General features: G+C 63.1%; 21 protein-coding genes and 1 pseudogene. 9 read left to right on the forward strand and 13 right to left on the reverse strand.

Going from position 1 to position 22,501, the window contains the following annotated elements; all coding sequences use genetic code 11:
* Positions 1-83 precede the first annotated feature (83 nt).
* The 7 genes from ACLP4W_RS05255 to ACLP4W_RS05285 form a co-directional block, all read right to left on the reverse strand.
* On the reverse strand, positions 84-1,544 hold the full coding sequence (locus ACLP4W_RS05255) for a wax ester/triacylglycerol synthase family O-acyltransferase (protein ID WP_442384803.1): 1,461 nt from the start codon (positions 1,542-1,544) through the stop codon (positions 84-86).
* An 18-nt stretch (positions 1,545-1,562) separates the two neighbouring features.
* Positions 1,563-1,823, reverse strand: coding sequence for a hypothetical protein (locus ACLP4W_RS05260; protein ID WP_442384805.1), 261 nt, complete (start codon positions 1,821-1,823; stop codon positions 1,563-1,565).
* Between the two features lie 60 nt (positions 1,824-1,883).
* Positions 1,884-3,227 carry a cytochrome P450 gene (locus ACLP4W_RS05265; protein ID WP_442384807.1) on the reverse strand — a complete coding sequence of 448 codons (1,344 nt, stop codon included), beginning with the start codon at positions 3,225-3,227 and terminating at the stop codon, positions 1,884-1,886.
* The gene (locus tag ACLP4W_RS05270; RefSeq protein ID WP_442384809.1) at positions 3,224-3,427 is read right to left on the reverse strand and encodes a ferredoxin; all 204 of its coding nucleotides are present in this window, start codon (positions 3,425-3,427) and stop codon (positions 3,224-3,226) included. The genes ACLP4W_RS05265 and ACLP4W_RS05270 overlap by 4 nt, the downstream gene beginning before the upstream one ends.
* Before the next feature lie 47 nt (positions 3,428-3,474).
* A complete protein-coding gene (locus ACLP4W_RS05275; protein ID WP_442384811.1) occupies positions 3,475-4,227 on the reverse strand; it encodes an SDR family NAD(P)-dependent oxidoreductase in 753 nt (250 codons plus the stop codon).
* Between the two features lie 358 nt (positions 4,228-4,585).
* Positions 4,586-4,885 carry a TetR/AcrR family transcriptional regulator gene (locus ACLP4W_RS05280; RefSeq protein WP_442384813.1) on the reverse strand — a complete coding sequence of 100 codons (300 nt, stop codon included), beginning with the start codon at positions 4,883-4,885 and terminating at the stop codon, positions 4,586-4,588.
* Between the two features lie 10 nt (positions 4,886-4,895).
* Positions 4,896-5,534 carry a TetR/AcrR family transcriptional regulator gene (locus tag ACLP4W_RS05285; protein ID WP_442384815.1) on the reverse strand — a complete coding sequence of 213 codons (639 nt, stop codon included), beginning with the start codon at positions 5,532-5,534 and terminating at the stop codon, positions 4,896-4,898.
* Between the two features lie 135 nt (positions 5,535-5,669).
* On the opposite strand from ACLP4W_RS05285, the gene ACLP4W_RS05290 reads away from it, so the two are divergent.
* The 4 genes from ACLP4W_RS05290 to ACLP4W_RS05305 are packed head-to-tail and all read left to right on the forward strand — an operon-like array spanning position 5,670 to position 9,625.
* Positions 5,670-6,854 (forward strand): cytochrome P450, encoded by a 1,185-nt coding sequence (locus ACLP4W_RS05290; RefSeq protein WP_442384817.1) that lies wholly within the window; start codon positions 5,670-5,672, stop codon positions 6,852-6,854.
* A 15-nt stretch (positions 6,855-6,869) separates the two neighbouring features.
* Positions 6,870-7,694, forward strand: a complete 825-nt coding sequence (locus ACLP4W_RS05295; protein ID WP_442384819.1) for a mycofactocin-coupled SDR family oxidoreductase — start codon at positions 6,870-6,872, stop codon at positions 7,692-7,694.
* A gap of 21 nt (positions 7,695-7,715) precedes the next feature.
* Positions 7,716-9,092, forward strand: a complete 1,377-nt coding sequence (locus ACLP4W_RS05300; RefSeq protein WP_442384821.1) for an NtaA/DmoA family FMN-dependent monooxygenase — start codon at positions 7,716-7,718, stop codon at positions 9,090-9,092.
* A complete protein-coding gene (locus ACLP4W_RS05305) occupies positions 9,089-9,625 on the forward strand; it encodes an NADPH-dependent FMN reductase (protein WP_324440685.1) in 537 nt (178 codons plus the stop codon). The genes ACLP4W_RS05300 and ACLP4W_RS05305 overlap by 4 nt, the downstream gene beginning before the upstream one ends.
* A gap of 22 nt (positions 9,626-9,647) precedes the next feature.
* Here ACLP4W_RS05305 and ACLP4W_RS05310 read toward each other — a convergent pair whose 3' ends face one another.
* Both ACLP4W_RS05310 and ACLP4W_RS05315 read right to left on the reverse strand, forming a co-directional pair.
* The gene (locus tag ACLP4W_RS05310; RefSeq protein ID WP_442384823.1) at positions 9,648-10,490 is read right to left on the reverse strand and encodes a TauD/TfdA dioxygenase family protein; all 843 of its coding nucleotides are present in this window, start codon (positions 10,488-10,490) and stop codon (positions 9,648-9,650) included.
* A gap of 96 nt (positions 10,491-10,586) precedes the next feature.
* Entirely contained in the window at positions 10,587-11,177 is a 591-nt protein-coding gene (locus tag ACLP4W_RS05315; RefSeq protein ID WP_324440681.1) for a TetR/AcrR family transcriptional regulator, read from the reverse strand.
* Positions 11,178-11,334: 157 nt separating this feature from the next.
* Between ACLP4W_RS05315 and ACLP4W_RS05320 the strand changes: the two are divergent.
* The 3 genes and pseudogenes from ACLP4W_RS05320 to ACLP4W_RS05330 form a co-directional block, all read left to right on the forward strand.
* Positions 11,335-11,485: pseudogene (locus ACLP4W_RS05320) on the forward strand (GMC oxidoreductase); the annotation flags it as partial.
* A gap of 123 nt (positions 11,486-11,608) precedes the next feature.
* Positions 11,609-11,953: an N-terminal phage integrase SAM-like domain-containing protein gene (locus tag ACLP4W_RS05325; RefSeq protein ID WP_442384854.1), complete on the forward strand. Its 345-nt coding sequence runs from the start codon at positions 11,609-11,611 to the stop codon at positions 11,951-11,953.
* A 15-nt stretch (positions 11,954-11,968) separates the two neighbouring features.
* The gene (locus tag ACLP4W_RS05330; protein WP_324440679.1) at positions 11,969-12,547 is read left to right on the forward strand and encodes a site-specific integrase; all 579 of its coding nucleotides are present in this window, start codon (positions 11,969-11,971) and stop codon (positions 12,545-12,547) included.
* 163 nt (positions 12,548-12,710) lie between these two features.
* On the opposite strand, the gene ACLP4W_RS05335 is transcribed toward ACLP4W_RS05330, so the two are convergent.
* Positions 12,711-12,893, reverse strand: coding sequence for a hypothetical protein (locus ACLP4W_RS05335; protein ID WP_442384826.1), 183 nt, complete (start codon positions 12,891-12,893; stop codon positions 12,711-12,713).
* 125 nt (positions 12,894-13,018) lie between these two features.
* Here ACLP4W_RS05335 and ACLP4W_RS05340 point away from each other — a divergent pair, with 125 nt between their 5' ends.
* On the forward strand, positions 13,019-14,398 hold the full coding sequence (locus ACLP4W_RS05340; protein ID WP_442384828.1) for a lipase family protein: 1,380 nt from the start codon (positions 13,019-13,021) through the stop codon (positions 14,396-14,398).
* Between the two features lie 577 nt (positions 14,399-14,975).
* Here the strand turns inward: ACLP4W_RS05340 and ACLP4W_RS05345 are convergent.
* The 3 genes from ACLP4W_RS05345 to ACLP4W_RS05355 form a co-directional block, all read right to left on the reverse strand.
* Positions 14,976-16,127, reverse strand: coding sequence for a hypothetical protein (locus ACLP4W_RS05345; protein ID WP_442384830.1), 1,152 nt, complete (start codon positions 16,125-16,127; stop codon positions 14,976-14,978).
* A gap of 171 nt (positions 16,128-16,298) precedes the next feature.
* Complete coding sequence (locus tag ACLP4W_RS05350; RefSeq protein ID WP_442384832.1) at positions 16,299-16,823, reverse strand: SDR family NAD(P)-dependent oxidoreductase; 525 nt, start codon at positions 16,821-16,823, stop codon at positions 16,299-16,301.
* A 130-nt stretch (positions 16,824-16,953) separates the two neighbouring features.
* On the reverse strand, positions 16,954-18,384 hold the full coding sequence (locus tag ACLP4W_RS05355; protein WP_442384834.1) for a hypothetical protein: 1,431 nt from the start codon (positions 18,382-18,384) through the stop codon (positions 16,954-16,956).
* Between the two features lie 1,023 nt (positions 18,385-19,407).
* Here ACLP4W_RS05355 and ppc point away from each other — a divergent pair.
* Positions 19,408-22,203, forward strand: a complete 2,796-nt coding sequence (ppc, locus tag ACLP4W_RS05360; RefSeq protein ID WP_442384836.1) for a phosphoenolpyruvate carboxylase — start codon at positions 19,408-19,410, stop codon at positions 22,201-22,203.
* The last annotated feature ends 298 nt before the right edge of the window (positions 22,204-22,501 follow it).

Here is a 22,501-nt window from a genome sequence, read left to right on the forward strand (position 1 = left end):
CGGGCAGCGAGTTCCGACGGAGCGCAGTTAGTGGTCGGGATCACCGATCGTGCGCACACGTCACGTTGGTCCTTGCCCCGACGCTATGCCAAGGTCGTCGAGCCGGACGTCAGCTCAGCGAAGGAGGCGTCCATGCAATCCGCGTAGTGCTCGATATCCGGTAGCACGGTCGGGCAGCCGTTGATACTGACGACCACGCGTCCGCAGTAGCTGATGATGTTGTGCATCAGCCCGCCACCTTGCATGAACGGCGACAATGCGTAGCCGGCGATCATCCGGGCGCCGACGAGGTAGATCGGGAACTGCGGGCCGCGCAGGGTGGACACGAGGGTGTTCGCAACCCCCGAGTTCTCGAGGTACTTCCCGAGGTGTGCCGCCATCCCGAAACGGATCGCGCCGACGAAGAGCGCGCCCGGCAGGAACTCGGCGTACTCGACGAGCGCACCTGGGCCCATCGCCTCGTTGACGGCCTTCGACCGGGCGCTCGACTCGTGCACGGCCCGCAGGCGGGCAACCGGGTCGGCGATGTTCGTGCCGAGCGACACGCGGACCACCGAAATCTGATTCGCCCCGCGCTGGTGGTCAGGGTCGGTGTGCACCGCGATCGCCATGGAGGTCACGAGCGAAGCGTCGGGCAGCTCGCCCTTGTCCAGCAGATAGCGGCGCATAGCGCCCCCGATGCCGGTGAGAACGACGTCGTTGACGGTGGCCCCCGGCACGAGCGCGCGTACTTCCAATATTGCGGCGAGGTCGTAGGAGCGGGCGTCAAAGTTGCGGCTGCTGTCCGTGTGCCCGTTGAACCGGGTGTGCGGCACGTCCCCGAAAAGACCATGCTCGTCCCGGTGACCGATCGACAGCAGCCGGGTCATCGCTGCGGGAAGCCGGGTCATCGCTGCGGGAAGCCGGGACAGCAAGGGAAGGCTGTGCGTTGCCGCGGAGACGAGTTGCGCCGGCCGACGGGCGTAGGTGGCCGCAGTGCGGGCCAGCAGGTTCAGCGACGACGGGCGTGATTCCGGGGTCCACTCGTCAACCGGCGCCGGCGCGGTGTCGGGGGTCAGGTCGTGCAGCGCGTTGACGATTCCCAGGCCCATCACCCCGTCGACCGCCGAATGATGCACCTTGAAGCACACGGCGAAGGCGCCTTTGGGCACTCCCCGGATCCTGCCGAGCCCGTCGATGAAGTAGCCCTCCCACGGCGGCCGACTCAGATCCATCCGCTGCTCATGCAGCCGCGACACCTGCTCGCACAGCTGCCGCCAGCCACCGGGGCGCGGCAACGTCAGGTGGTGCAGATGCCGGCTCAGCTCAAAGTTCTCGTCGCGCACCCAGTACGGGTGATCCAGATCGAACGGGACACGCGCGAGCACCGAGCGAAAAATACGGTCCGCGGCGAGTCGGGGGCCGAAATGCGAGATGACATCGTCGAAGGTGACAGCGCCGCCCCGCGCCGTCGACGGATCGTAGATCGCGAAGAAGGTCACATGCGCCGCGCCGGCGGTCTCGGCGTACACGAATGCGGCATCCAGGCCGCTCAGTTGCTCCACCCAGCCTCCGGTGATCTGTCAAGTCCGGCCAAGATCGATCCACCAGGATTCCCCGGGGCAGATTCGTTGACCCGTCTGGGCTCCGTTGTACACGCCGGCGGATCGCGAGGATGCGATATCGCTCGCCTTCTTGGGCGACATCGCCATCGCCGAGAACGGACCGTCGATGGCGACCAGCGTGACCGCCTCGTTCGACCCGGTGCCGGGATGGCTCCTGTCCATGGGAGATTGGCCTGACGGCACGAAGCCGCCGATGCCGCCAGTCAGTCCGATCCGCATGTCACATCCTCCGTTCTACGTGCACAGCCGGCGCCACCGCTACGGCACCCGGCGGCCCGCTCAGTCGCTGATCTGCGCTGCCGCTTTGCTTTCCGTGATCGGCCGGGCCAGTCCCTGCTCGTCACAGATGCGTTGCAGCTTGTCCAGCGTCTCCTCCAGACCCGGTCCGAGCCGGGTCCACGGAGTGAAAGTCGCCGGCAGGTGGCGCATTCCCTGGATTACGCCGATGCTGTCGTAGTGCACGGTTCCTTCGGGGTCACAACGGTAGTCCGGCAAGCGGTCGAGCACTGAGGTGACCATCGCCTTGAACACCGTCCTCGCGACGTTCGAACCGGCACAGCGGTGCACACCTAGCCCGAAGCTGAAGTGCCGATTACCCTTTCGGTCGAGGATCACCTGGTCGGGGTCGTCGAAAAGGTTGGGGTCACGGTTGGCCATGGCCCACGACAGCCACAGCCGCTCCCCTTCCCTGAGTGCGACGTCCTCGAACTCCATGTCGTCGGAGATCGTGCGTCCGTCACCGGGTGCGGGAGTGAAGAACCGCAAGAACTCCTCGGTGGCCGGATTGAGCAAGGTGTCCCGCGCCCGACTGAGCCTGGCGCGTTCGGCCGGATGCTCAGACAACCATTCCAGGGCGTGAGCCGTCAGCGCCGTGGTGGTGTCGAATCCGCCGCCGATGAGGAGATTGAGCATGCCCACCAGCTCAATGTCAGGCGGCGCCTCACCATCGATGCGCAGTCTGGCGAGCGCGTCAACGATACCGGGACGCGGATTGTCCCTGATCTCAATGAGATTGCCGTATAGGTCAACACCCATCGCCATGTAAAGCTCACGCACGCGGGCGGCATCAGGAGAGTCTGGCGGTGTGTACACCGAGGCGTGAGCCGGCTCGTTGTAGAGTGTCCACTTCTTCAGCGGTATACCCAACATCGCCAGCGTCAGCACCGCCGGCACCACGTTGGCAAGATCGTCGACGAAGTCGATGCGCCCTTCCTCGACGTGTTCGTCGATACAGGCGCGCACCACCTCGTCGACGAAAGGCTCCCACCGCTTGATCGCAGCGGGTGACAGATATGGGTTCAGCGCGTTGCGGTAATGCCGATGCTCGGGATCGTCCATCTCCAGCATGCCGCCACGGAAGTTCTCCGCCTCCACCATCGTCGGGATGGAGATTCCCTTATAGCCGCGGCGCGTGCCCGTGACATCGTGATCGTTCGAGATGTGTGGACAGCGAGCCAGTTCGAACACCTCATGTCCACCCGCGGCCACCCAGTGGCCGCCGTAGGTTTCGGTCCAGGCGATCGGGCAGAGCCGCTGCATCTCGTGGGTGATGTCGAGGAAGTTCTGCCGGTAGTCGGCGGCATGCCGGTCGAAGTGATAGCGGTTGTCGCGTTGTGCGGTCATTGCAACTCCCCGTCGATCACGATCGCTTGCTCGGGGCAGGACTGCGCGGCCTCGCGAACTCGTGCCTCGTACTCGTCCGGCACGACCTCGTCGACGGCGGAAGCGTGCCCGTCGACATCGTCGAGAACGAACCACTCCGGGGCGATCATGGAGCACAACGTGTGCCCCTGACACGGGCTGGGCTCAACCCGAACCTTCATCTGTTCCTCCATGGATGTGCTGTCCGATCGCGTCACTGGCCGGTGCGTCAGATCACTGCGCCACCGTTGACACCGATCACCTGCCCGGTGATGTAGCTCGCGGCATCCGAGCACAGGAAGCCGCACAACGCGGCGATGTCCTCGCCCGTGCCGAGCCGGCCCGCCGGAATGGCCTTCTCGAGGAACTCGGCCGGCGGCAGCTTGTTGTCGCGCTGCTGTTCACGCAGCATCGGCGTGTCAACGACGAAGGGCGGCACCGTGTTCACTGTGATTCCCTTGGCCGCGTAATCCAGAGCCACCGACTTGGTCAACGCGATGACGCCGCCCTTGGTGGCCGAATAATGCCCCTGCCGCGACGCGCCCTTCTGGCCGGCTGCCGAGGAGATCGTGACGATACGGCCCCACTCCGCGCCGACCATGTCCGCGACTGCGGCCTGCATGCACAGGAACGTCCCGGTGAGGTTGACCGCCAGATAGCGATTCCACTCCTCCAGCGTGATCCGGTCGAAACGGGTGAAGCCACCCAACGCCGCACTGGTGACCAAGATACCGACCGGACCGAAGGCAGTGCGCACGGCGTCGAAAGCGGCTGCGACAGAACCAGGTTCGGCGACGTCGGCCTGCACCGCCAGGGCCTGCCCACCGTTCGCGCGGATCTCGGCAGCCACCTTCTCGGCACCCCCGCCGTTGATGTCCAGAACGGCGACCCGGTGGCCACTACGGCCCAGCTGCACGGCGATCGACTCACCCAGGCCCGATCCGCCTCCGGTTACCACCGCTACCCGACCCACTTGGTTCATCCCCTCACACCTGGCTGTGCCGACGGCGCGTCGGCTGCTATGCAACTGTATAGCACACGGCGGTGGCGCAGATCACCCTCAGATTTTCTGTGGACCTTCCGCCAGCTCGAGGAGTTTGCAACCCGCAGCCATCGCATCCGAATGACCGAGGTCTGCGCCGACCAGCTCCTCCATCGCAATGGCGCGGAATGCAGCAGCATGAACGCCGCAGCCGAGCCCGAAGCCATGGCGAACATCCGGCCGTCCGGCAGGTTGGCTCCAACCACCTGGGTCAGCGTGCGGCGTGCCCGCTCGGCACATTCGCCGACGGCGCCGCGCACCTCGCTGCGATGGTTGGCCAGGGCCAGGAATTCGACCGTCAATGCCGTACCGGTCTGGTCACCGGCATAAGCCCATGCCGTCCGCGTGAAGCGCCGGACGGCGTCGCAGCACTCATCCGCGCCAGGAAGTGATCCATGAAGTCCTGGAGGACTGCGATGAACAGCTCGTCGAGCGTCGAAAAGTAATAGTAGACAAGGCTCTTGGCCACACCGGCCACCGAAGCCACCCGCTCGAACGTCACCGAAGCATAACCCTCGCCCAGCATGACTGTCTGCGTTGCCCGCAGGATCGCACGACGCCTCGCCGATCGGCGGGTGCCGGCACGGCCACCCGTCATCGCCACACTCTTACCGGCGGCCTCGGGACGACGTCTTGGCGGGCTTGCGCTTACGTCGCACCCCCGGTTCGACCGCATCGAGGTAACGTTCCACGGCCCGGACCACTTCGGAGTGCGCCGTCTCGACGCCGACACCTTCCTCCAGATTAAGGAACTTCGGAATGCCGGTGATCAACATAACCACCGCACTGGGCGACAAATTTCCCTCGAAGCGGGCGTTCGCCCCGAAGGCCCCGTTCAGCACCTCGATCTGAAGTTTCCTCATCCGCTCAGTCACGTCGGCGATCTCCGACCGGATCGATTTGCGGTGATTGCCCAGCGCCATGAACTCGGTGATCAAGGCGCCAGTGGCCTCATGCCAGCTGTACTCCCACATGGCGTGCAGCGGATCGTTAGCCCGCTTCTGCAGCGTGGTGCTCAGGTGCTTGAGATTGCGCTCGGAATAGCGGTGGATCGCAGCGAGGAAGATGTCGTCAAGCGAGGGAAAGTAGTACTGGACCAGGCTTGCCGTGACGCCGGCCTTCGCCGCCAGGGCACGGTAGCTGACGCTGGCGTACCCCTCCTCCAGCATCATCTTCTCGACGCAATCCAGAAGGGCGTCGCGGGTCTTCGACGTCTCTGCGCCGACGCGGCGCGGTGATGCGGCCATGATCCCCTCACTGTTGCAGACCCCGAGCATATTCCCACCGACCCTCAGCAGGAGACCCGTACACAGCTCGCCACACCACTATACGTTCGTACAGCACATGCTATATGCTCGTACAGACTTTGACGAGGAGGGTATGTGAGCGAGTTGTACTACGACCCGTGGGTCGTCGAGATCGACCTCGACCCCTACCCGACGTACCGACGACTGCGGGACGAGGCACCGGTCTATTACAACGAGCGCCACGACTTCTGGGGCCTGAGCCGCTATGCCGACGTCGATGCGGCGTTGCGCGAGCCCAACAAGCTGAGCTCGGCCAAAGGCGACATCCTCGAAGTGGTCAAGGCCGATCCGGTGATGCCGCCGGGCGTGTTCATCAATGAGGATCCGCCGCTGCACACCATCCACCGGGCCCTGGTGTCGCGGGCGTTCACCCCCAAGCGAATCCGGGAAATCGAAGACAAGGTGCGGACATTCTGCGTCGCGTGCCTGGATCCGATCATCGGCAGCGACCGGTTCGATTTCGTGCAGGACCTGGGCGCGGAACTGCCGATGCGGACCATCGGCATGCTGGTCGGCATACCGGATTCCGACCAGCCATCCGTTCGCGCGCACGCACACGCCGTCTTGCGCAACAAGCCGGGCGAACCCTTGCCCGTGAAAAAGGACCACTACTTCGACGGTGACATGTTCACCGACTACCTCGCCTGGCGAACCAAGAACCCGTCCGACGACCTGATCACCGAACTGCTCAACGTCGAGTTCGAGGACGAGACCGGCGCAACACGGCGACTCAGCACCGAGGAACTGCTGATCTTCCTCGCGGTCGTGGCCGGCGCCGGCGTGGAGACCACCGGGCGGCTGTTCGGCTGGATGGGCAAGGTACTCGGCGAAAACCCTGACCAACTGCAGGATCTCGCCGGAAATCCGTCTCTGGTTCCCAACGCCATCGAGGAGCTCCTGCGCTACGAGCCGCCGGGACCGCATGTGGCCCGCTGGGTTGCGGAGGACGTGGAATTCCACGGCCAGACCGTGCCCGCGGGCAGCGCGCTGCTGCTGATGCTCGCCTCTGCGAATCGCGATGAACGCCATTTCGACGAGCCGGACCGCTTCGACATCCACCGTCGGCCCGGCGGTCTCCTGACGTTCGGTCGTGGGGCGCACTTCTGCCTCGGTGCGCCGCTGGCACGACTGGAAGGCCGCGTCGCCCTCGAGGAAGTGCTGAAGCGATTCCCCAAGTGGGAGGTCGACATCGACAGCGCCCGCCGCTCACGGACCTCGACAGTGCGCGGCTGGGACTCGATGCCCACCATCATCGGCTGACTTGGAGCTATTCGATTGACAACCGTGAACAACCGCGTCGCGGTGATAACCGGTGCCGCACGTGGACATGGCAGAAGCCACGCCGAAGCCCTGGCCCGCGAGGGCTATGACATCATCGCCATCGACCGGTGTGCCGACATCGCCTCGATCCCCTACCCGCTGGCCACCCGCGAAGACCTCGACGAAACCGCGGGACTCGTCAAGTCCTTCGGTCGCCGGGTCGTGACGGCGGTGGCCGACGTGCGGTCGCTGGCCGACTTGCAAGCCGCCGTCACGACCGCCATTGACCAGCTCGGTGATAACGACGTGGTGGTCGCCAACGCCGGTGTCGTGGCGATCGGAAAGCCTGCCCCGAACGACGAAAAGCTCTACCGCGACATCGTCGACACCAACCTGAACGGGGTCTGGCACACCATCGCCGCGACGGTCCCTTCGATGATCCGCAAGGGATCGGGCGGCTCGATCATTCTTGTGAGTTCGATGCAGGGACTGGTGGGACGCGGCGGCGACGGCAGTGCCGCGGCCTTCGCCTATGCGGCCTCCAAGCACGGCGTCGTCGGCTTGATGCGCTCGGCCGCCAACGCTTATGCCGCACAAAACATCCGGGTGAACTCGGTACACCCTACCGGCGTGGGTACACCGATGATCTTCAACGAGCACATGGCCACGGTGTTCGCCAACAACCCACAAGATCTGGGTGCCATGTCAGGCAACCTGCTGCCGGTTCCGTTCGTCGACCCGATCGACGTCACCAACGTCGTGACGTTTCTGGTCAGCGAAAAAGCCCGCTACATCACCTGGGTGACCCTGCCGGTCGACGCTGGCTACGCGGTGATGTGACCCAGGAAGGAATTGCGTTCAATGACGAAGCGGATGGTCTTCACACTGTTGGTGATGGATTCGGTCGGCCACAATTTTCAGGGCGGCTGGCGCCATCCGGAGGCACGCAACCGGGAGTTCAAGTCTCTCGATCTCTGGGTGGATCTGGCCAAGAAGGCGGAGCAGGCCAAGATCGACGCTTTCTTTTTCACCGATGTCCTGGGAATTCAGGGAGAGTTCAACCAATCTCGCGACATCGTGTTCGAGCAGGCGGTTAACGTCCCGATCGGCGACTGCTCCATGCTGTTGCCTGCGCTGGCCCACGAAACCTCCTATATCGGCTTTCTGTACACGAGTTCGGTCATCTCGAAGCACCCGTTCATGTTCGCCCGAGAAGTGTCGACGTTGGATGCCCTGAGCGACGGACGGGTCGGCTGGAACATCGTCACATCGGCCAACGAGCGCGCGTTCCGCAACTTCGGACTACCGAGCAACCTTTCCCACGAGGAACGCTACAAATGGGCCGACGAGTATGTCGACGTCGTCTACAAGCTCTGGGAGGGCTCCTGGGACGTGGACGCCGTCGTCAACGACGCATCCCGTGGCGTCTACACAGATCCCTCGAGAATCCACGACATCCACCACATAGGCGAGCGCTACAGCGTCGAAGGCTTCAACCTCATGGAGCCCTCGCCGCAACGCATACCCGTGCTCGCGCAGGCCGGTGGTTCACCGGCAGGTCTCGACTTCGCCAGCAAACACGCGGAATTGATGTTCCTGTCCGCCTACACCCCGGAAACCATCGCGCAACAGATCAGCACGGTACGTGCCCGAGCGCGCGAACACGGCAGGCGCGACGGCGACATCCTGTTCTTGCAAGGCCTGATGTTCGTCGTCGGCTCGACCGACGAGGAAGCCTTCCGCAAGTGGCAGGACCTAGAGCAGTATCGCAGCCAGGAAGGCCAGGTCGCCTACTTCGCCGGCCTCTCCGGCACCGATCTCGGCCGTTTTAACCCGCAGACTCCGCTGGAGGACCTGCTCGACGAAATCCCCGGCATCCAAGGAGCTTTCCGGGCGGTGATCAACGCCTGGCCGGCCGGCACCAAGCCGACGGTGCACGACTTCCTGACCACCCTGTCCGTACCACAGATGGTCGTCGGCTCCCCGGAAACCATCGCCGCGCGGCTGGCTGACTATCAGGCTGCAGGTGTCGACGGCGTGCAGATCATGAACATCCTGATGCCGCAGAGCTACGACGAGTTCTTCGAACACGTGGTTCCGGTACTCCAGGAGAAGGGCCTGATGCAGAAGGAGTACCGGCCGGGAACATTGCGACAGAAATTGTTCGACACGGACACCCCGGATGTCTCGCAACACCATCCGGCCTTCGGCTACCGGGGGATGTTCAGCACGCCATGACCCACGTCCTGGTCTTGCTGGGAAGCCTGCGTGCGGCGTCGGTCAACCGCCAGCTGGCCGAACTCGCCGTCGAGGTGGCCCCCGACGGGGTCACGCTGACGTTGTTCGACCAGCTCGGCGAGTTGCCGTTCTACAACGAGGACATCGACGACGCGGACGTCGCCGAGTCGGTGACGGCACTGCGGCAGGAGGCCGAACGCACCGATGCGGTCCTGATTGTCACGCCGGAATACAACGCCAGTATCCCGGGAGTACTGAAGAACGCCATCGACTGGCTGTCACGGCCCTATGGCAAAGGCGCCCTGAAAGGCAAACCGCTCGCCGTGATCGGCGCCTCGCTGGGATCCTACGGCGGCACCTGGGCTCACGACGAAACACGGAAATCGTTCGCGATCGCCGGGCCCCAGGTGCTCGAGTCGATCAAGCTTTCGGTTCCGCTGACGACACTGAACGGCGTGCATCCGCGCGAACACGCTCAACTGGCGGACAAGGTTCGCGCTGTGGTCGCCGACCTGGCCGCCGAGACGCAGTAGCGTCACCGCGGGGTTGATTGCGTCACACGACGGCGACGGGTTCCTCGCCGGCCAGGGTGGTGCGGTGCATCAGCCGCACCGACGTCGGTTCGAATGGCAAGGCGCGATGCAACATTCCGGTGTTGTCCCACATCACCAGATCACCGCGGTGCCATTTGTGGCGCAGAGTGAACTTCGGCTGCGTGCACCAATCCTGCAACCGGTCCAGCAGCTCCCGGCCTTTGTCGGCGGGCCAGCCCACGACTTCGGCCGCGGTCGCGCCGAGAAGCAGAGCCTTGCGCCCGCTGCGTCGGCGCCAGACCAGTGGGTGCACCCGCGTCGGGACCCGATCCCAGACAGCACGCTCCGCGTCGGTGGCGTCCGGATTGGCCAGCGACTGTGCATGGGCGAAGCTGTGAACCACTTGTAGTGAATCGATCTCGTCCTTCTCGCCGTCCGACAACGCTTCGTAGGCGGCGTACGTGGTGGCGAACTCCGTGTCGCCCCCGGCGGGGTCGACCTCTCGCGCGGTCAGCAGGGTTCCCTTCTGCGGACGCTCGTCGGTGGCGCCGTCGATGTGCCAGTGGAAGTTGCCCTGCCGGAAGGACGCCAACAGGGCGTTGGTCTTGGTCGGGTCCAGCGTGATGGTCTGGATCTCCGGGTACTTGTGCTCGCCTGTCGGTTGGACGACCAGGGTGCCCATCATGCGACTCAAGGCGATGAGGTCGTCGTCGTCGATGTTGATCTCGCGGTAGACCGCGACGCCGTATTGGTCGAGGTCCTCCTGGGCTTTCCGGGCACCATCCGGTGTGGCAAGTTCGCGAACAGTCAGCCCGGTGATTTCGAGACCCAGGGCGGGAGTGATCGGACAGGAAGTTCCGGGCATGTCGACCTCCGGGTAGAGTTTGGCGATTTGTACAAGAACATCATATCCGCTGGCAGAGCGCAACCTCCAGGGCGGAACTGGCGTCGCAACTGCCAATCAGTCGTCGAATTCGGTGACTTCGGGTTCGACGCGATTCAAGAAACGCTCCACCAGCGCGAGGGTCTCAGCATGACCGGTGAAGGTGCCCAACCCCTCTTCTAGGTGGACCATCCGCGGGATGGCTCCCAGCAGGAAGACCAACGCCGGCGGAGGTAACTCATCCTCATCGAGCCCATAGGCAGGCCAGCGTCCGGTAACCGCCTCCACCACGGCACGGCGGACCCGCTCACCGCCTTCGCCGATGATGTCGCCGACGACCGGACGGTGATTGGCCAGGGCCACGAACTCCATCAACAGCGCCGTGCCGCTCCGGTTATTGGCGTACTCCCACACCGCACGAAGCGGATATTTCGAGCAGGCCGCCGCCTCCAGGCCCTCGATCACCCGGTCAGTACCACGACGAAGGACCGCGACGAAGAGCTCGTCCAGCGAAGGAAAGTAGTACTGGACCAAGCCGGCGGCCACCCCCGCCTTCGCGGCGACGCTGCGGTAGGTGACGGAGCCGTAGCCCTCCTGAAGCATGAGCCGCTCCGTGGCGGCCAGGATCGCCTGCAGCTTCTCGGTTCGGCGTGCGCCCGCAGACGTCATTTGCCCATCTTGCTACCGGCGACACCCGAGCGGACGAACCCGGCGCGCTTCGGTGTGCCACCCCACCAGAGCCATCACTGTACGATCGTATCGCCCGTGCCATAGGATCTTGTTCGAAGGAATGCAGCATGACCGTGCCATGGGACCCCGCGAGTAGGATGCGGTCGGCAGCGAGCTGAAGGTCCGCGGGATCGAGCACCTGCGCGTCGTGGACTGCTCGGTGATACCGACCATGGGCCGGAAACCTAAACGGTCCGATCATGGCAATGGCATGGCGTGCAGCCGACCTCATCGGCCGGGACCGGTAACCGCACTGCGTTTGATGCAGCGCCTACACCGAAAAGGTCCCGGGAACCTCGAGCCGGGAGTGGCTGCGGAAACATCAACGACTTGACGAACTAGGGAAAATCGGAGATCAGCAGCGACGCGGGATACCCTATGCAACAACGACGTTAACTGTCGCGGAGTACATGAGCTACTGGCTCGAGCACATCGCAAAACCGAGCATCCGCCGCGCGACGTACGCGACCTATAAAGGCTATGTGCGGCTGCACGTTGTGCCGGGCATCGGCAACCGGAAGTTGAAGTCTTTGCAGGCAGCGCATATCCGCGCTTGGCTCACCGGGCTGCAGACACGGTGCCAATGCTGCATGCAGGGCAAGGACGCTGCGCGGGCCTGCACGTCGAAGGCGCGGTGTTGTGTGCTCTGGCTACGCCTCAATGCTGCAATGATGTGCTGTCGGCGAGCTCGATCCGACAAATCCTGCGCGTTCTGAGGGCTGCTCTACAGGATGCGGTGGACGAGAAAAGCTGAGCAGCAACGTCGCTCGGCTCGTACAGCTACGCGTCACCGACGATCGGAAGGCGCGCTCGTTCACTCGGGCCGAGGCGCTTACTTTCCTAAAGACCGCAGAAACGAACGACTGTACGCATTGTGGGCGGTCGCGCTGTCAATGGGGTTGCGGCGAGGTGAGGCGCTTGGGCTCGAATGGTCGGACCTGGACCTCGACCGGGGGCGAATCACGATCAGGCGAGCACTACACCGGGTGGATGGTCAGTTGAAATTTGAGCACGCCAAAACCGAAGGTTCGGTGGCGGTTCTCCCACTGCCCGGGCCATTGGTGCCGATTCTGGTGAACCATCGCCGGCGGCAACTCGAGGAGCGGCTGGCTGCAGGCTCGTCATGGCGTGAGACGGGTTTGGTGTTCACGACGGCAAAAGGCGGCGGGACAGAACCCCGCAATGTCAACCGCATGTTCCACCGGTTGTGCGAGAAAGCCGACGTGCCTCAGCTCAGAGTTCACGACCTCCGCCACTCCTGCGCGACGCTGCTGTTCACCATGGTCCAGCGCCTCGTTTCCCAGCGGTGACCGGCCGTCCCATAGCCGTTTGTCATTGACAAACCCGGGTCAGGTTTTCCCATCGTTGACGACAAATTTGACGGCAATCTATCGCAGGAATGTGATTCGGCCACCGCGCCGGTCTGCGCTCGCCTGGCGTACGCGTCGCGTAACCGGTCACGGTTTTCGACGATCATGACGAGCTGGCCGGCAACTGCACGGCGTTGTCAGCGGCCAGCCACAGCACGAACCCGCCGAGCGTGGTGTCCACCACGACCCCGACGACGTCGTCATCGCCGTCTACCTCGAAGGCGTAGCCGATGTGCAGCGGGACCAGCCCGACGACACCGTTGGGGGCCGGGTACTGCGCGCGCATGTGATCGATTCTCGCGCGGGTGTCGATGCCTGGGCTGCGCGCGGACCCAACGGTGGCCAGGTCCAAAGTCCCTGTTGTTGGGTGTCCCGGGGAGGGCAACATGGTGCCCACGGTTAGGGGAAGCTATGACTGCACCACGGCAACCCACAGGTTGGTATCCCGATCGAAGCGGCGCGCCCGGCAGGGGCGTGGGCGCGCTGCAGCCGAAGGATGATCCGTTCTACGAGTACACCGGCCCGCTGGCGGACATCCTGCCTGGAGCGGTGCTGAAGACTCGCAGCGTTTCTTACCACATAATGGGCATCCCGACGTTGCTCGGAACCACGCAGCTGCTCTATCGGACGACCAGCCAGATCCTCAAGCCGACCGTCAATGTCACCTCGGTCATTCAACCGCTGGACCTAGACCTGCGCGACACGACGAAGGTGATCTCGTATCAGTCCGCCTACGACTCGCTCAACCCCAACGACGAGCCGTCATACGCGATCTCGGGCGGACGACCCACGCTCGGCGGCCTCGTGCCTAACGTCGAGCTGGGGGTCTTCGGTCCGTTCCTCGCCGAGGGGTACACGGTCATCGTCCCCGACACCGAGGGCCAGAGGGCGGACTTCGCCGCAGGCCCGGAGTACGGAATGAACACGCTGGACTCGATCCGCGCTGCGTTCAACTCGTCGACCATCGACAGCGACGCAAAGGTTGCGATGCTCGGATACTCCGGCGGTGCGCTCGCCACCGAGTGGGCCGCCGAGCTTGCACCGACGTACGCGCCCGACGCGCTCGATGTCAACGCGTGCTTGATCGGCGCGGCGATGGGCGGCGTGCTCGTCCACCCGGCGCACAACCTGCACTATGTCGAGGGAAGCCGGATCTGGGCCGGCGTCATGGCGATGGCGCTCGCCGGCATCGCGCGCGCGTTCGAGACCGATTTCACGCCGTATCTCAGCGACCGCGGCGTGAAGATCTACAACGGCATGCAGAATGCGTCGATCGTCGACGTCCTCGGCCAGTACCCGGTTCTGAAGTGGAAGGACCTGGCCAAACCCGAGTACCCGACTCCCGAGAGCATCCCGCTCTATGTCGAGACGGTCAACAAGCTGATCATGGGTACCGGCGGGGTTCCCGACCACGCTACTAAGCCAACGGTCCCGCTGTTTATCGGCCAGGGCGCCAGGGGTGAGCTCGAGGGCACGCCGGGCAACAAGCAGGGCATCGGCGCCGGCGACGGCGTGATGATCACTGGCGACGTCCGCACGCTCGCCCGCAGCTACTGCGCGAAGGGCACCACGGTCCACTACGAGCAGTACAACGCGCTCAGCCACGTCTGGAGCCTCGTGCCCTGGCTGCCGAACTCGATCGCCTGGATCAAGCAACGTTTCGCCGACCTGCCCGCACCGCAGAACTGTTCGTCGATCGAGCCGGGCAACAAGCTCGATCCGATTCCGGTTCCATTAGCAACTCATCCGCGCCCGGCCCGCCAAAGTCGCCGCGCGCCCCAAAGGAAATAGCGTCGCGCGGCGAGCGACGTCCTGGCCGGTGACATACAGCCGGGCGTGGATCACCTCGTGAACCATCGTGTCGTCGACAGCGTGGCGGCCAGTTTTGAAATGGTTCGACGCGATAGTGATACGCGGCCCGACTGCGCCGATGTCGGCGCCCATGTCGCGGCGGCACCGCGGTAGCGTCCGTCAAGCCGCGAACCAGAAAACCCAGCGACCATGTCCTAAGTCAGGAGAGTTCCTCTACGCCCACACCTGGACCTCAGAGACCTAACGAGTCGAAGCCACTCAAGATCTGGAACATTCACTTCAACTACCATCGACCACACTCCACCGCCGAAGGCCAGCCACCAGCATCACGACTCGCCACCGGCGTCACCAACGTGGTGTCCTCCCACTCCTAACGGGGCTTCGCCCCAGCCCGACGAGGCATGCCGTTGGTGGCGATAATTTGGGGCTCCGGTCGAGCGGGGTGCCAGTAAGAGAGGACTTCGGCGAAACGCCAAACTGCTTTAGTTAAAGGGCATTTGACCAAACTACAAGGATCTCCGGAAGCTTGTCCCCTCTATCCACCTAACATGCACGCCTAACCAAGCGTCGGCTTGGGGGCTTGCAGCTGCTGCACGTGCGCGCCTCCGATGTCCAATACGACCGAAGGATACGTCTTCCATAGCACAACGTTGGTGCCCCCGAATCCATTAGTCAGTGTCTTTTTCCGGCCGTCCTTGTAGGTAAAGGTGCCCTCTACTGTTTCCCAATCCAGTATTAGATTCGGCACATCCGCCTGCTTCTGCTCACCTTGAGTCAAGCACTTGCACCCAACGGCTTTGGTGGCGATCTCCAAAACGCCTGCCTCTGTTTCAATGGTCATATTGTAGGTCGTTGGGATGAATGTTGCGATTTCGCGTAGATATGCCCAATCATCGTGCACAATCTCGAAACTGCCGACCATGAAGTATTGCTTCTCATCAACGAGATAAAGTGCCAAATCCTTGTCGTTGCTGAGCTTAAACTCAGTCAGGCAGCCAAACATCTCATCGAAATGGAACCAAACATCGTCACACCATCCTCCCGCCTCCACATTGCTTTGATCTGGGCAGTAAAACCGTTCGCGAGCGCCGCAACCCTTCACGGCCACTTTCTGCCCATCAATAGTCAGCGTGCCTTCAACACGCCCCGCCCACAAGTAACCCTGGGCGCGCATGTGGTCCACATACACATGCATCTTCTCTTTGCCATACCACATTGGGTATCCAATACCGGCGTGAACCAAGTCAACGTGTATTCCACTTTGCTTGTCATCTACCGTGGCGTGCCATGTATGGTCGTTAAGGTTGCATACACAGTGGAACTCCCCCGCGATATCAAGCACGACCTCATTCTTCTCGCTGTCTGGTGTGATCGTGAGACTGCCACCCGGGTAAGGATGAAAGCCAATTGTGGTGACCTCTGGAAAGTCAGCAAGCTTATATATTGATCCAGGTATCGGAGCGACCCTCCCTACCTCCGTGCGAATCGCGAGGTTCCACATGTCCATCGGTTCCTTGCCGAATGGCATGGCTCCAAAGGTTCCCAATTTGTTGAAGCTTGCGATACCCATATCAATCCAATAATGTTTTTCGTCATCTCCCAGCAAATGCAGCATCCAGCCCCAGTCCATGAAGGCGTGCTCCGTTGCGTCTTCAGGAAGAAGGTGTGCGTCCTCCTCTAGGGTGACTTCAGGATTCTCGACAAGCATTGGAATGGCTCCTTTGAGCGGGTATTGGCTGATTTCAAGATCTGGCCCACTTCAGCATGGTTCTTCTATTTCCGCGCTCGGCCGCCAAGACCCAATTCTCGCTGCTGGAACGGCCGTAGGCTCTTATTGGCGGTCGGTCTCTCGTCCTCCATTCACAATGTGGATATCAACCTAGGCCCGCATCGTCGTACCCCCGTCGATGCACAGTACTTGACCGGTAATATAGGCTCCTTCGTCCGACATGAGCAGAGCCCCCATTGCAGCAATGTCAGCGGGGCGACCTACGCGCGACTTGATCGAGGCCGCGGCCTGGGCCCACTCGAGAAACTTGGGTGGAAGTTCTGCTTCAAGCTGCTGGGTTTTGTCGAAGATCTCGAGAGGTAACTCGAGAATGCCGAGTTCGGGATTGCTATCTTCCATGCAGGCGAAATTTGCATGAAGCCCGTCAAGTCCACCATAAGTCTTGACGCAGGTTGTAACCGCACCATCTGCGGATTGCTCGTCCGACCCATCAAGGTGGATAGCTATCGCCTCTCCGCCCGCCTTCTCAATCTCGCTGACCACGTCCTCCGCAGACGCCAGGTTGATGTCGCCCAGCACAACTCGGGCCCCTTCGGCAGCGTAGCGCCGCGCAAGTTCATTGCCGATCCCGCCGGCGCCCGCCACCAAGATCACCTTTCCATCCAGTCGCCGCATCCTGTTCTCCTCTTGTCTAGCCTCTGAAGGGCTCGCGTTTGTCGAGTTGATGGGTTTCTTCGGAGCTGAGGCCGGCACGGAGAGAACCCCAGAAAGTTTTCCGCGCGTTCACGGGCACGACCGGGACCCGTCAAACACGTGAAACCTCTTCTTCGGCTTCTGCTGCTCCCTTAACCCCGTAGTAACCGCGCTCAATGACCAGACGCGAAGTGTCTTCGGAAGCTTCCTCAAACCGGGCCACCCACTCTGCACTGATAAGCGTCTTGGCCATACCGTTGAACAGTGCGCCATAGGCCATTGCCATTTCCGGGTAGGTCTCCAGCGTGAGCTGAGCGTTGTCCACCTCGATGACAGTACGATCCGGTCCAAATTCAGTGAACTTCCACGAAAGAACTCTTGCCTGGAAGATCATGCTGACGTAGGCCCCTAAGACACGACTGTCGTTCACGTCGCCAGGCACACCCAACCAATCCCGCACGCCCTTGATGGCAGCTAATTCGCCGAACGCGTACTTGCCGCAGGGTCCGAAGACGCACTCAATGAGGTGCGCGACTTTCTTGCCATCCGGCTCGAAATCACGCAATACACGAATCGCCTCGACCGAGCCATACATCGAGAAGGAACCTCCACCGGCACCCATCAAAGTGAACAACTCCCCCGTGGTGAACTCGGCGCCGTAGGGGCTGTGGTAAATACCCGTAGTCAGGTGTTCGCACTCCGACTTCATCTCTTTTCTGGGGGTGACGTGGACGGGGTCAACCGAGGGACCGAAACTCTCCCAGGACTCCTCTGGCCGCTCGCGCTCCCCATACTTCCGCTTATTCTCGATCACCACGCGGCAGTGCATATCGCCGCAGCCCCTTCGCTCGCTCAGGTCATCGTAGATCTCGTCCGGGGCGGCCAGAGCGTTGATAAAGGCAGTCCCCCCCATGCTGGTGGCGCACATATCTGGACCGACAAGGGCGAACGGGCAAGTATCGAGTTCCTTCTCGACGCGATCACGCGAGAACTCATGAACGCGCCCGGCCATAAGATTGCCCTCGTCACCCATATCAGCGAAGACGGCGGCCATGTGCGCGCCAGCTACCTCGGATTCGGGAATATTGAACCTCGTTCTGAAGAAGTCCATCATCCCGGGGTCAGCCCACATCTGTTCCATGGCTTCATAGAACGTATCCTGAAGGGCCTTGTAACGCTTCCGGTCGTCAGGCTCCACGATGCGCAGCACATTCATGAAGCCGGTTGCCATCAAGGCCTTGTGGCGAAACAGATAATTGTAGGTCTCCTTATAGGCCACCACCTTATCCCATGGAGAGATGATACCTCTATAGAGGCCAAGTCCAGTTTCGTCGTCTTTACCCCTATAGGCCTGAGTTATGGGTATTGTGCCACCCGTCTGTTCCGCAAAGCCTGAGTCTTCCTGGCGTGAAGCCTCATCCTGCGCGCCTGATGTCTTTGCGTCCTGTGTTTTGATGTCCGCACCGCGAGCCGTACTCTCCTTAAAATCCTCCTTAGGCGGGTCGTGAATATACCTGGAAGCCAACGTTCGTTTTTTGGCCATTTTGATGATTCCTCTCTCACCATTGCAGAATCGCCGCAACTCACCGCGCCGCGGCCCTCGACGCCAGCTGCTCCCCGAAAACGCGCGTCGAGCACTGCTGCTAGGAAGCGCCCGACCGACTGCACGGGTCTGTGAGCTCGTCTTCCCCCTCGTGCTGTGTTCATGAACTCGATCGTTGACTATACAACTGTATAGCACCGGCCGTCGCCGCGCAACGGTCCGGTGAGAACGTTTGCAGACAATATGTGCGCGTCAAAGGACCGTGGCGAGCGCTGCCGGAGGCTGAATTACGCCTCTACTGCCAACACGGCGTCGACCCGCGAAGTCCTCATCGAAGACGTGGCCGGAGCCGACAAGGAGCTCGGCATCGGCGATGACTGCTCACCATGGCACGCCTCAACTGGGCGTCACCCCGGGTCGCCCAACCTTCCTGACCAGACCCGACGGTCACGCGGGCTTTGGCCGCCGCGGCGCGATAAGCGACGCTCGCAATAGCCCTCCTTCCGCATCAACCGCTGGACGCAGTTCAGCAGGACATCCCTCGTTCTTGAGTTCTCCGCGCCCACGCGCCGGGGCGATGCCATCCTCACCTCGCTGATCCGATTCGTATGCACCTTCCCGCTCGTTAGTATTGCTGTACATTCGTATAGTCCGATGCAATACTGCGTCATTCAGAACGACACACGCGGAATAAGGGGCAATGGCTCGCCGCGCTGAGGGGGCAGACATGGCGATCGATACCGACTTGGACGCACTCGAGCGAGATGTGTGCTACCGATGGACCGCGCGCAGTTCACATGGCCGGATGGCGAGCCGGGCTCTGTGTGCCGGCGTGTGGGGTCGCGCGCCAACACTTCTCGGAGTACCCCAGACCACAGCCTTAGTTTGGTAGTTCGATGCCATACCGCGGTTGGGATTCGTTTCGGTCACACGACGTGTTGGCGTCGCGGTGGCCTTCAAGCGGCACGGCGCCGGCTACATCAGGTTCCGCTGGCTACCGGACGATGCGCCGATACTGACGACATGCCTGAGGTCGGGGATGGAGAGCTCGCACCGATCGGCGCGGTCCGGCGTACGAAAGTCGGCCGCGCCGCCACCGAGCCTCTGCGCGAGGACATTCGGCTGCTCGGCGCTATCCTCGGCGACACCATCCGTGAGCAGAACGGCGAGGAGATCTTCGACCTCGTCGAGCGCGCGCGCGTCGAGTCGTTTCGGGTGCGGCGCTCCGAGATCGATCGCGCCGACCTGGCCCGTATGTTCGACGGCATCGATGTCCACCAAGCCATCCTGGTCATCCGGGCGTTCACCCACTTCGCGTTGCTGGCCAACATCGCCGAGGACATCCACCGCGAGCGGCGGCGGAACATCCACATGCAGGCGGGGGAGGCGCCGCAGGACAGCAGCTTGGCCGCCACCTACCGAAAACTCGACGCGGCTAACCTGGATTCAGCCAAGGTCACCGACGCGCTCACCGGCGCGCTGGTGTCGCCGGTGATCACCGCCCATCCCACCGAGACGCGGCGGCGGACCGTGTTCGACAGCCAGTATCGGATCACCGAGCTGATGCGGCTGCGGCTGCGCGGTCACACCGAGACTCCGGACGGCCGCGACATTGAACACGAGCTGCGCTGCCAGGTCCTGACGCTGTGGCAGACCGCGCTTATTCGGTTGCAGCGTTTGAAGATCCAGGACGAGGTCGAAACCGGCCTGCGGCTCTATCAAGCCACGTTCTTCGAGGTAATCCCGCAGCTCAACGCCGAGATCCGGGCCGCCTTGCGGGCCCGCTGGCCCGACACCAACGTGCTGGAAGATCCGCTAGTACGGCCCGGTTCGTGGATCGGCGGTGACCGCGACGGCAACCCCAACGTGACGGCCGATGTAATCCGGTTGGCCACCGGCAGCGCCGCGTTCACCGGGCTGGAGCACTATTTCGCCGAGCTCACGGCGCTCGAGCAGGAGCTGCCGATGTCGTCGCGGCTGGTGAAGATCAGCGACGAGCTGGCCGCGCTTGCCCACGCCTGCCACGAGCCGGTACCGTTGGATGAGCCGTACCGGCGGGCGCTGCGGGTGGTGCGCAGCCGGCTCACCGCGACCGCGTCGAGCATCTTGGATCGCCAGCCCGAACACCAACTCGACCTCGGCCTCAAGCGGTATCATATGCCGGCCGACCTGCTCGCCCATCTCGACATCATCGACGCGTCGCTGCGCGCCAACGGCAGCGCGCTGATTGCCGGCGAACGGCTGGCCAGACTGCGAGAAGCTGTGCGCACGTTCGGTTTTCATCTCTGCGGGCTCGACATGCGGCAGAACTCGGAGGTGCACGAGGAGGTCGTCGCCGAGCTACTGGCGTGTGCCGGTGTGCATCCCGACTACGCATCGCTTCTCGAGTCCGAACGCGTCGAGCTGCTGGCCGCCGAGTTGGCCACCCGCAGTCCGCTGACGCGGGAAGACGCCGAACTATCCGAGCTGGCCCGCAAGGAGCTGGCCATCGTCGCCGCCGCCGCGCGCGCGATCGACCTGTTCGGACCCGAGGCGGTGCCGAACTACATCATCTCGATGTGCCAGTCGGTGTCGGACATGCTGGAGGCTGCGATCCTGCTCAAGGAGGTTGGGCTGCTCGACGCCTCCGGCGACGAGGCTTACTGCCCGGTGGGCATCGTGCCTCTGTTTGAGACGATCGACGACCTGCAACGCGGCTCGTCGATTCTGGAGACGGCGCTGGACCTTCCCCTGTACCGCGCGCTCGTGGCCGCGCGCAATGACAGCCAGGAAGTGATGCTCGGCTACTCCGACTCGAACAAGGACGGCGGCTATCTGGCAGCCAATTGGGCGATCTACCGTGCCGAACTCGACCTTGTCGAGGTCGCGCGCAAGACCGGAATCCGGTTGCGGCTCTTCCACGGTCGCGGCGGCACCGTCGGCCGCGGCGGCGGGCCGAGCTACGACGCGATCCTGGCACAGCCACCGGGCGCGGTGAACGGCTCGCTGCGCATCACCGAGCAGGGTGAGGTGATCGCGGCCAAGTATGCAGAGCCACAACGTGCCTACCGCAACCTGGAGACGCTGATCGCCGCGACACTGGAGGCCACGCTGCTCGATGTCGAAGGCCTTGGGGGGTTCGCGGGTCCGGCGTACTCGGTGCTCGACGACCTCGCCGCCCGGGCACATCGCGCCTACACCGAATTGGTGAACGAGACAACGGGTTTCGTCGAGTACTTCAAGGCGTCTACCCCGGTCAGCGAGATCGGTGCGTTGAACATCGGCAGCAGGCCGACGTCGCGCACGCCGACGACGTCGATCGCCGACCTCCGCGCGATCCCGTGGGTGCTGGCCTGGAGCCAGTCGCGGGTCATGCTGCCCGGCTGGTACGGCACCGGAACCGCGTTCGCCGAATGGATCGGCGAGGGCGGCGACCGGCTCGCGGTGCTGCGAACTCTGTATGAGCGTTGGCCCTTCTTCCGCACAGTGTTATCGAACATGGCCCAGGTGCTGGCGAAATCGGACATGGGACTGGCTGCCCGATACTCGGAACTCGTTGACGACGAGGCGCTGCGGCGCCGGGTGTTCGACAAGATCGTCGCCGAACATGAACGCACGATCGCGATGCACAGGCTAATTACAGGCCAGGACAATCTGCTCGCAGACAACACGGCGCTGGCGCGGTCGATCTTCAACCGGTTCCCATACCTGGAGCCCCTCAACCACCTGCAGGTGGAGTTGTTGCGCCGCTACCGCTCCGGCGATGACGACGAGCTTGTCAAGCGCAGCATCCTATTGACAATGAGCGGGCTCGCAACCGCGCTGCGCAACAGCGGATAGGGAACCTCAGCCGGACGTCGTCGGGATGGGCGCCCGGTCCGAACTTTGTCGTCAGCGCGTCGACACAGCGCACGGGTCCGGGATGCTGCCGTCGTATTCCGGGGTGACGACCAGCGCGGCGTCCCGCTCGGCGGCTGCCCGCCGCAGCGTCGTACCTCTTCGGCCACCGCATCGTTGTGTCGACGTCTACGTTGTAGAAGGGCAGCTCCCCAACCGGTCGAACAGCCCACGGCTCACTTCTTCCGTAGCCGATTCACGGCCAGCTCAGCCAATTGAGGGTTTACCGACCCCGCGCGCA

Origin of the sequence: Mycobacterium sp. (assembly GCF_052145595.1) — a bacterium.
GTDB lineage: Bacteria > Actinomycetota > Actinomycetes > Mycobacteriales > Mycobacteriaceae > Mycobacterium.

Coding starts and splice junctions, on each gene's coding strand:
- ACLP4W_RS05270 (WP_442384809.1), bottom strand. CDS start 3,427: ATGAAGGTTCGGGTTGAGCCCAGCCCGTGTCAGGGGCACACGTTGTGC.
- ACLP4W_RS05345 (WP_442384830.1), bottom strand. CDS start 16,127: ATGCTTGTCGAGAATCCTGAAGTCACCCTAGAGGAGGACGCACACCTT.
- ACLP4W_RS05265 (WP_442384807.1), bottom strand. CDS start 3,227: ATGACCGCACAACGCGACAACCGCTATCACTTCGACCGGCATGCCGCC.
- ACLP4W_RS05350 (WP_442384832.1), bottom strand. CDS start 16,823: ATGCGGCGACTGGATGGAAAGGTGATCTTGGTGGCGGGCGCCGGCGGG.
- ACLP4W_RS05330 (WP_324440679.1), top strand. CDS start 11,969: ATGCGGTGGACGAGAAAAGCTGAGCAGCAACGTCGCTCGGCTCGTACA.
- ACLP4W_RS05300 (WP_442384821.1), top strand. CDS start 7,716: ATGACGAAGCGGATGGTCTTCACACTGTTGGTGATGGATTCGGTCGGC.
- ACLP4W_RS05340 (WP_442384828.1), top strand. CDS start 13,019: ATGACTGCACCACGGCAACCCACAGGTTGGTATCCCGATCGAAGCGGC.
- ACLP4W_RS05280 (WP_442384813.1), bottom strand. CDS start 4,885: ATGACGGGTGGCCGTGCCGGCACCCGCCGATCGGCGAGGCGTCGTGCG.
- ACLP4W_RS05310 (WP_442384823.1), bottom strand. CDS start 10,490: ATGCCCGGAACTTCCTGTCCGATCACTCCCGCCCTGGGTCTCGAAATC.
- ACLP4W_RS05315 (WP_324440681.1), bottom strand. CDS start 11,177: ATGACGTCTGCGGGCGCACGCCGAACCGAGAAGCTGCAGGCGATCCTG.
- ACLP4W_RS05275 (WP_442384811.1), bottom strand. CDS start 4,227: ATGAACCAAGTGGGTCGGGTAGCGGTGGTAACCGGAGGCGGATCGGGC.
- ACLP4W_RS05260 (WP_442384805.1), bottom strand. CDS start 1,823: ATGCGGATCGGACTGACTGGCGGCATCGGCGGCTTCGTGCCGTCAGGC.
- ACLP4W_RS05355 (WP_442384834.1), bottom strand. CDS start 18,384: ATGGCCAAAAAACGAACGTTGGCTTCCAGGTATATTCACGACCCGCCT.
- ACLP4W_RS05305 (WP_324440685.1), top strand. CDS start 9,089: ATGACCCACGTCCTGGTCTTGCTGGGAAGCCTGCGTGCGGCGTCGGTC.
- ACLP4W_RS05285 (WP_442384815.1), bottom strand. CDS start 5,534: ATGGCCGCATCACCGCGCCGCGTCGGCGCAGAGACGTCGAAGACCCGC.
- ACLP4W_RS05335 (WP_442384826.1), bottom strand. CDS start 12,893: ATGCGCGCGCAGTACCCGGCCCCCAACGGTGTCGTCGGGCTGGTCCCG.
- ppc (WP_442384836.1), top strand. CDS start 19,408: ATGCCTGAGGTCGGGGATGGAGAGCTCGCACCGATCGGCGCGGTCCGG.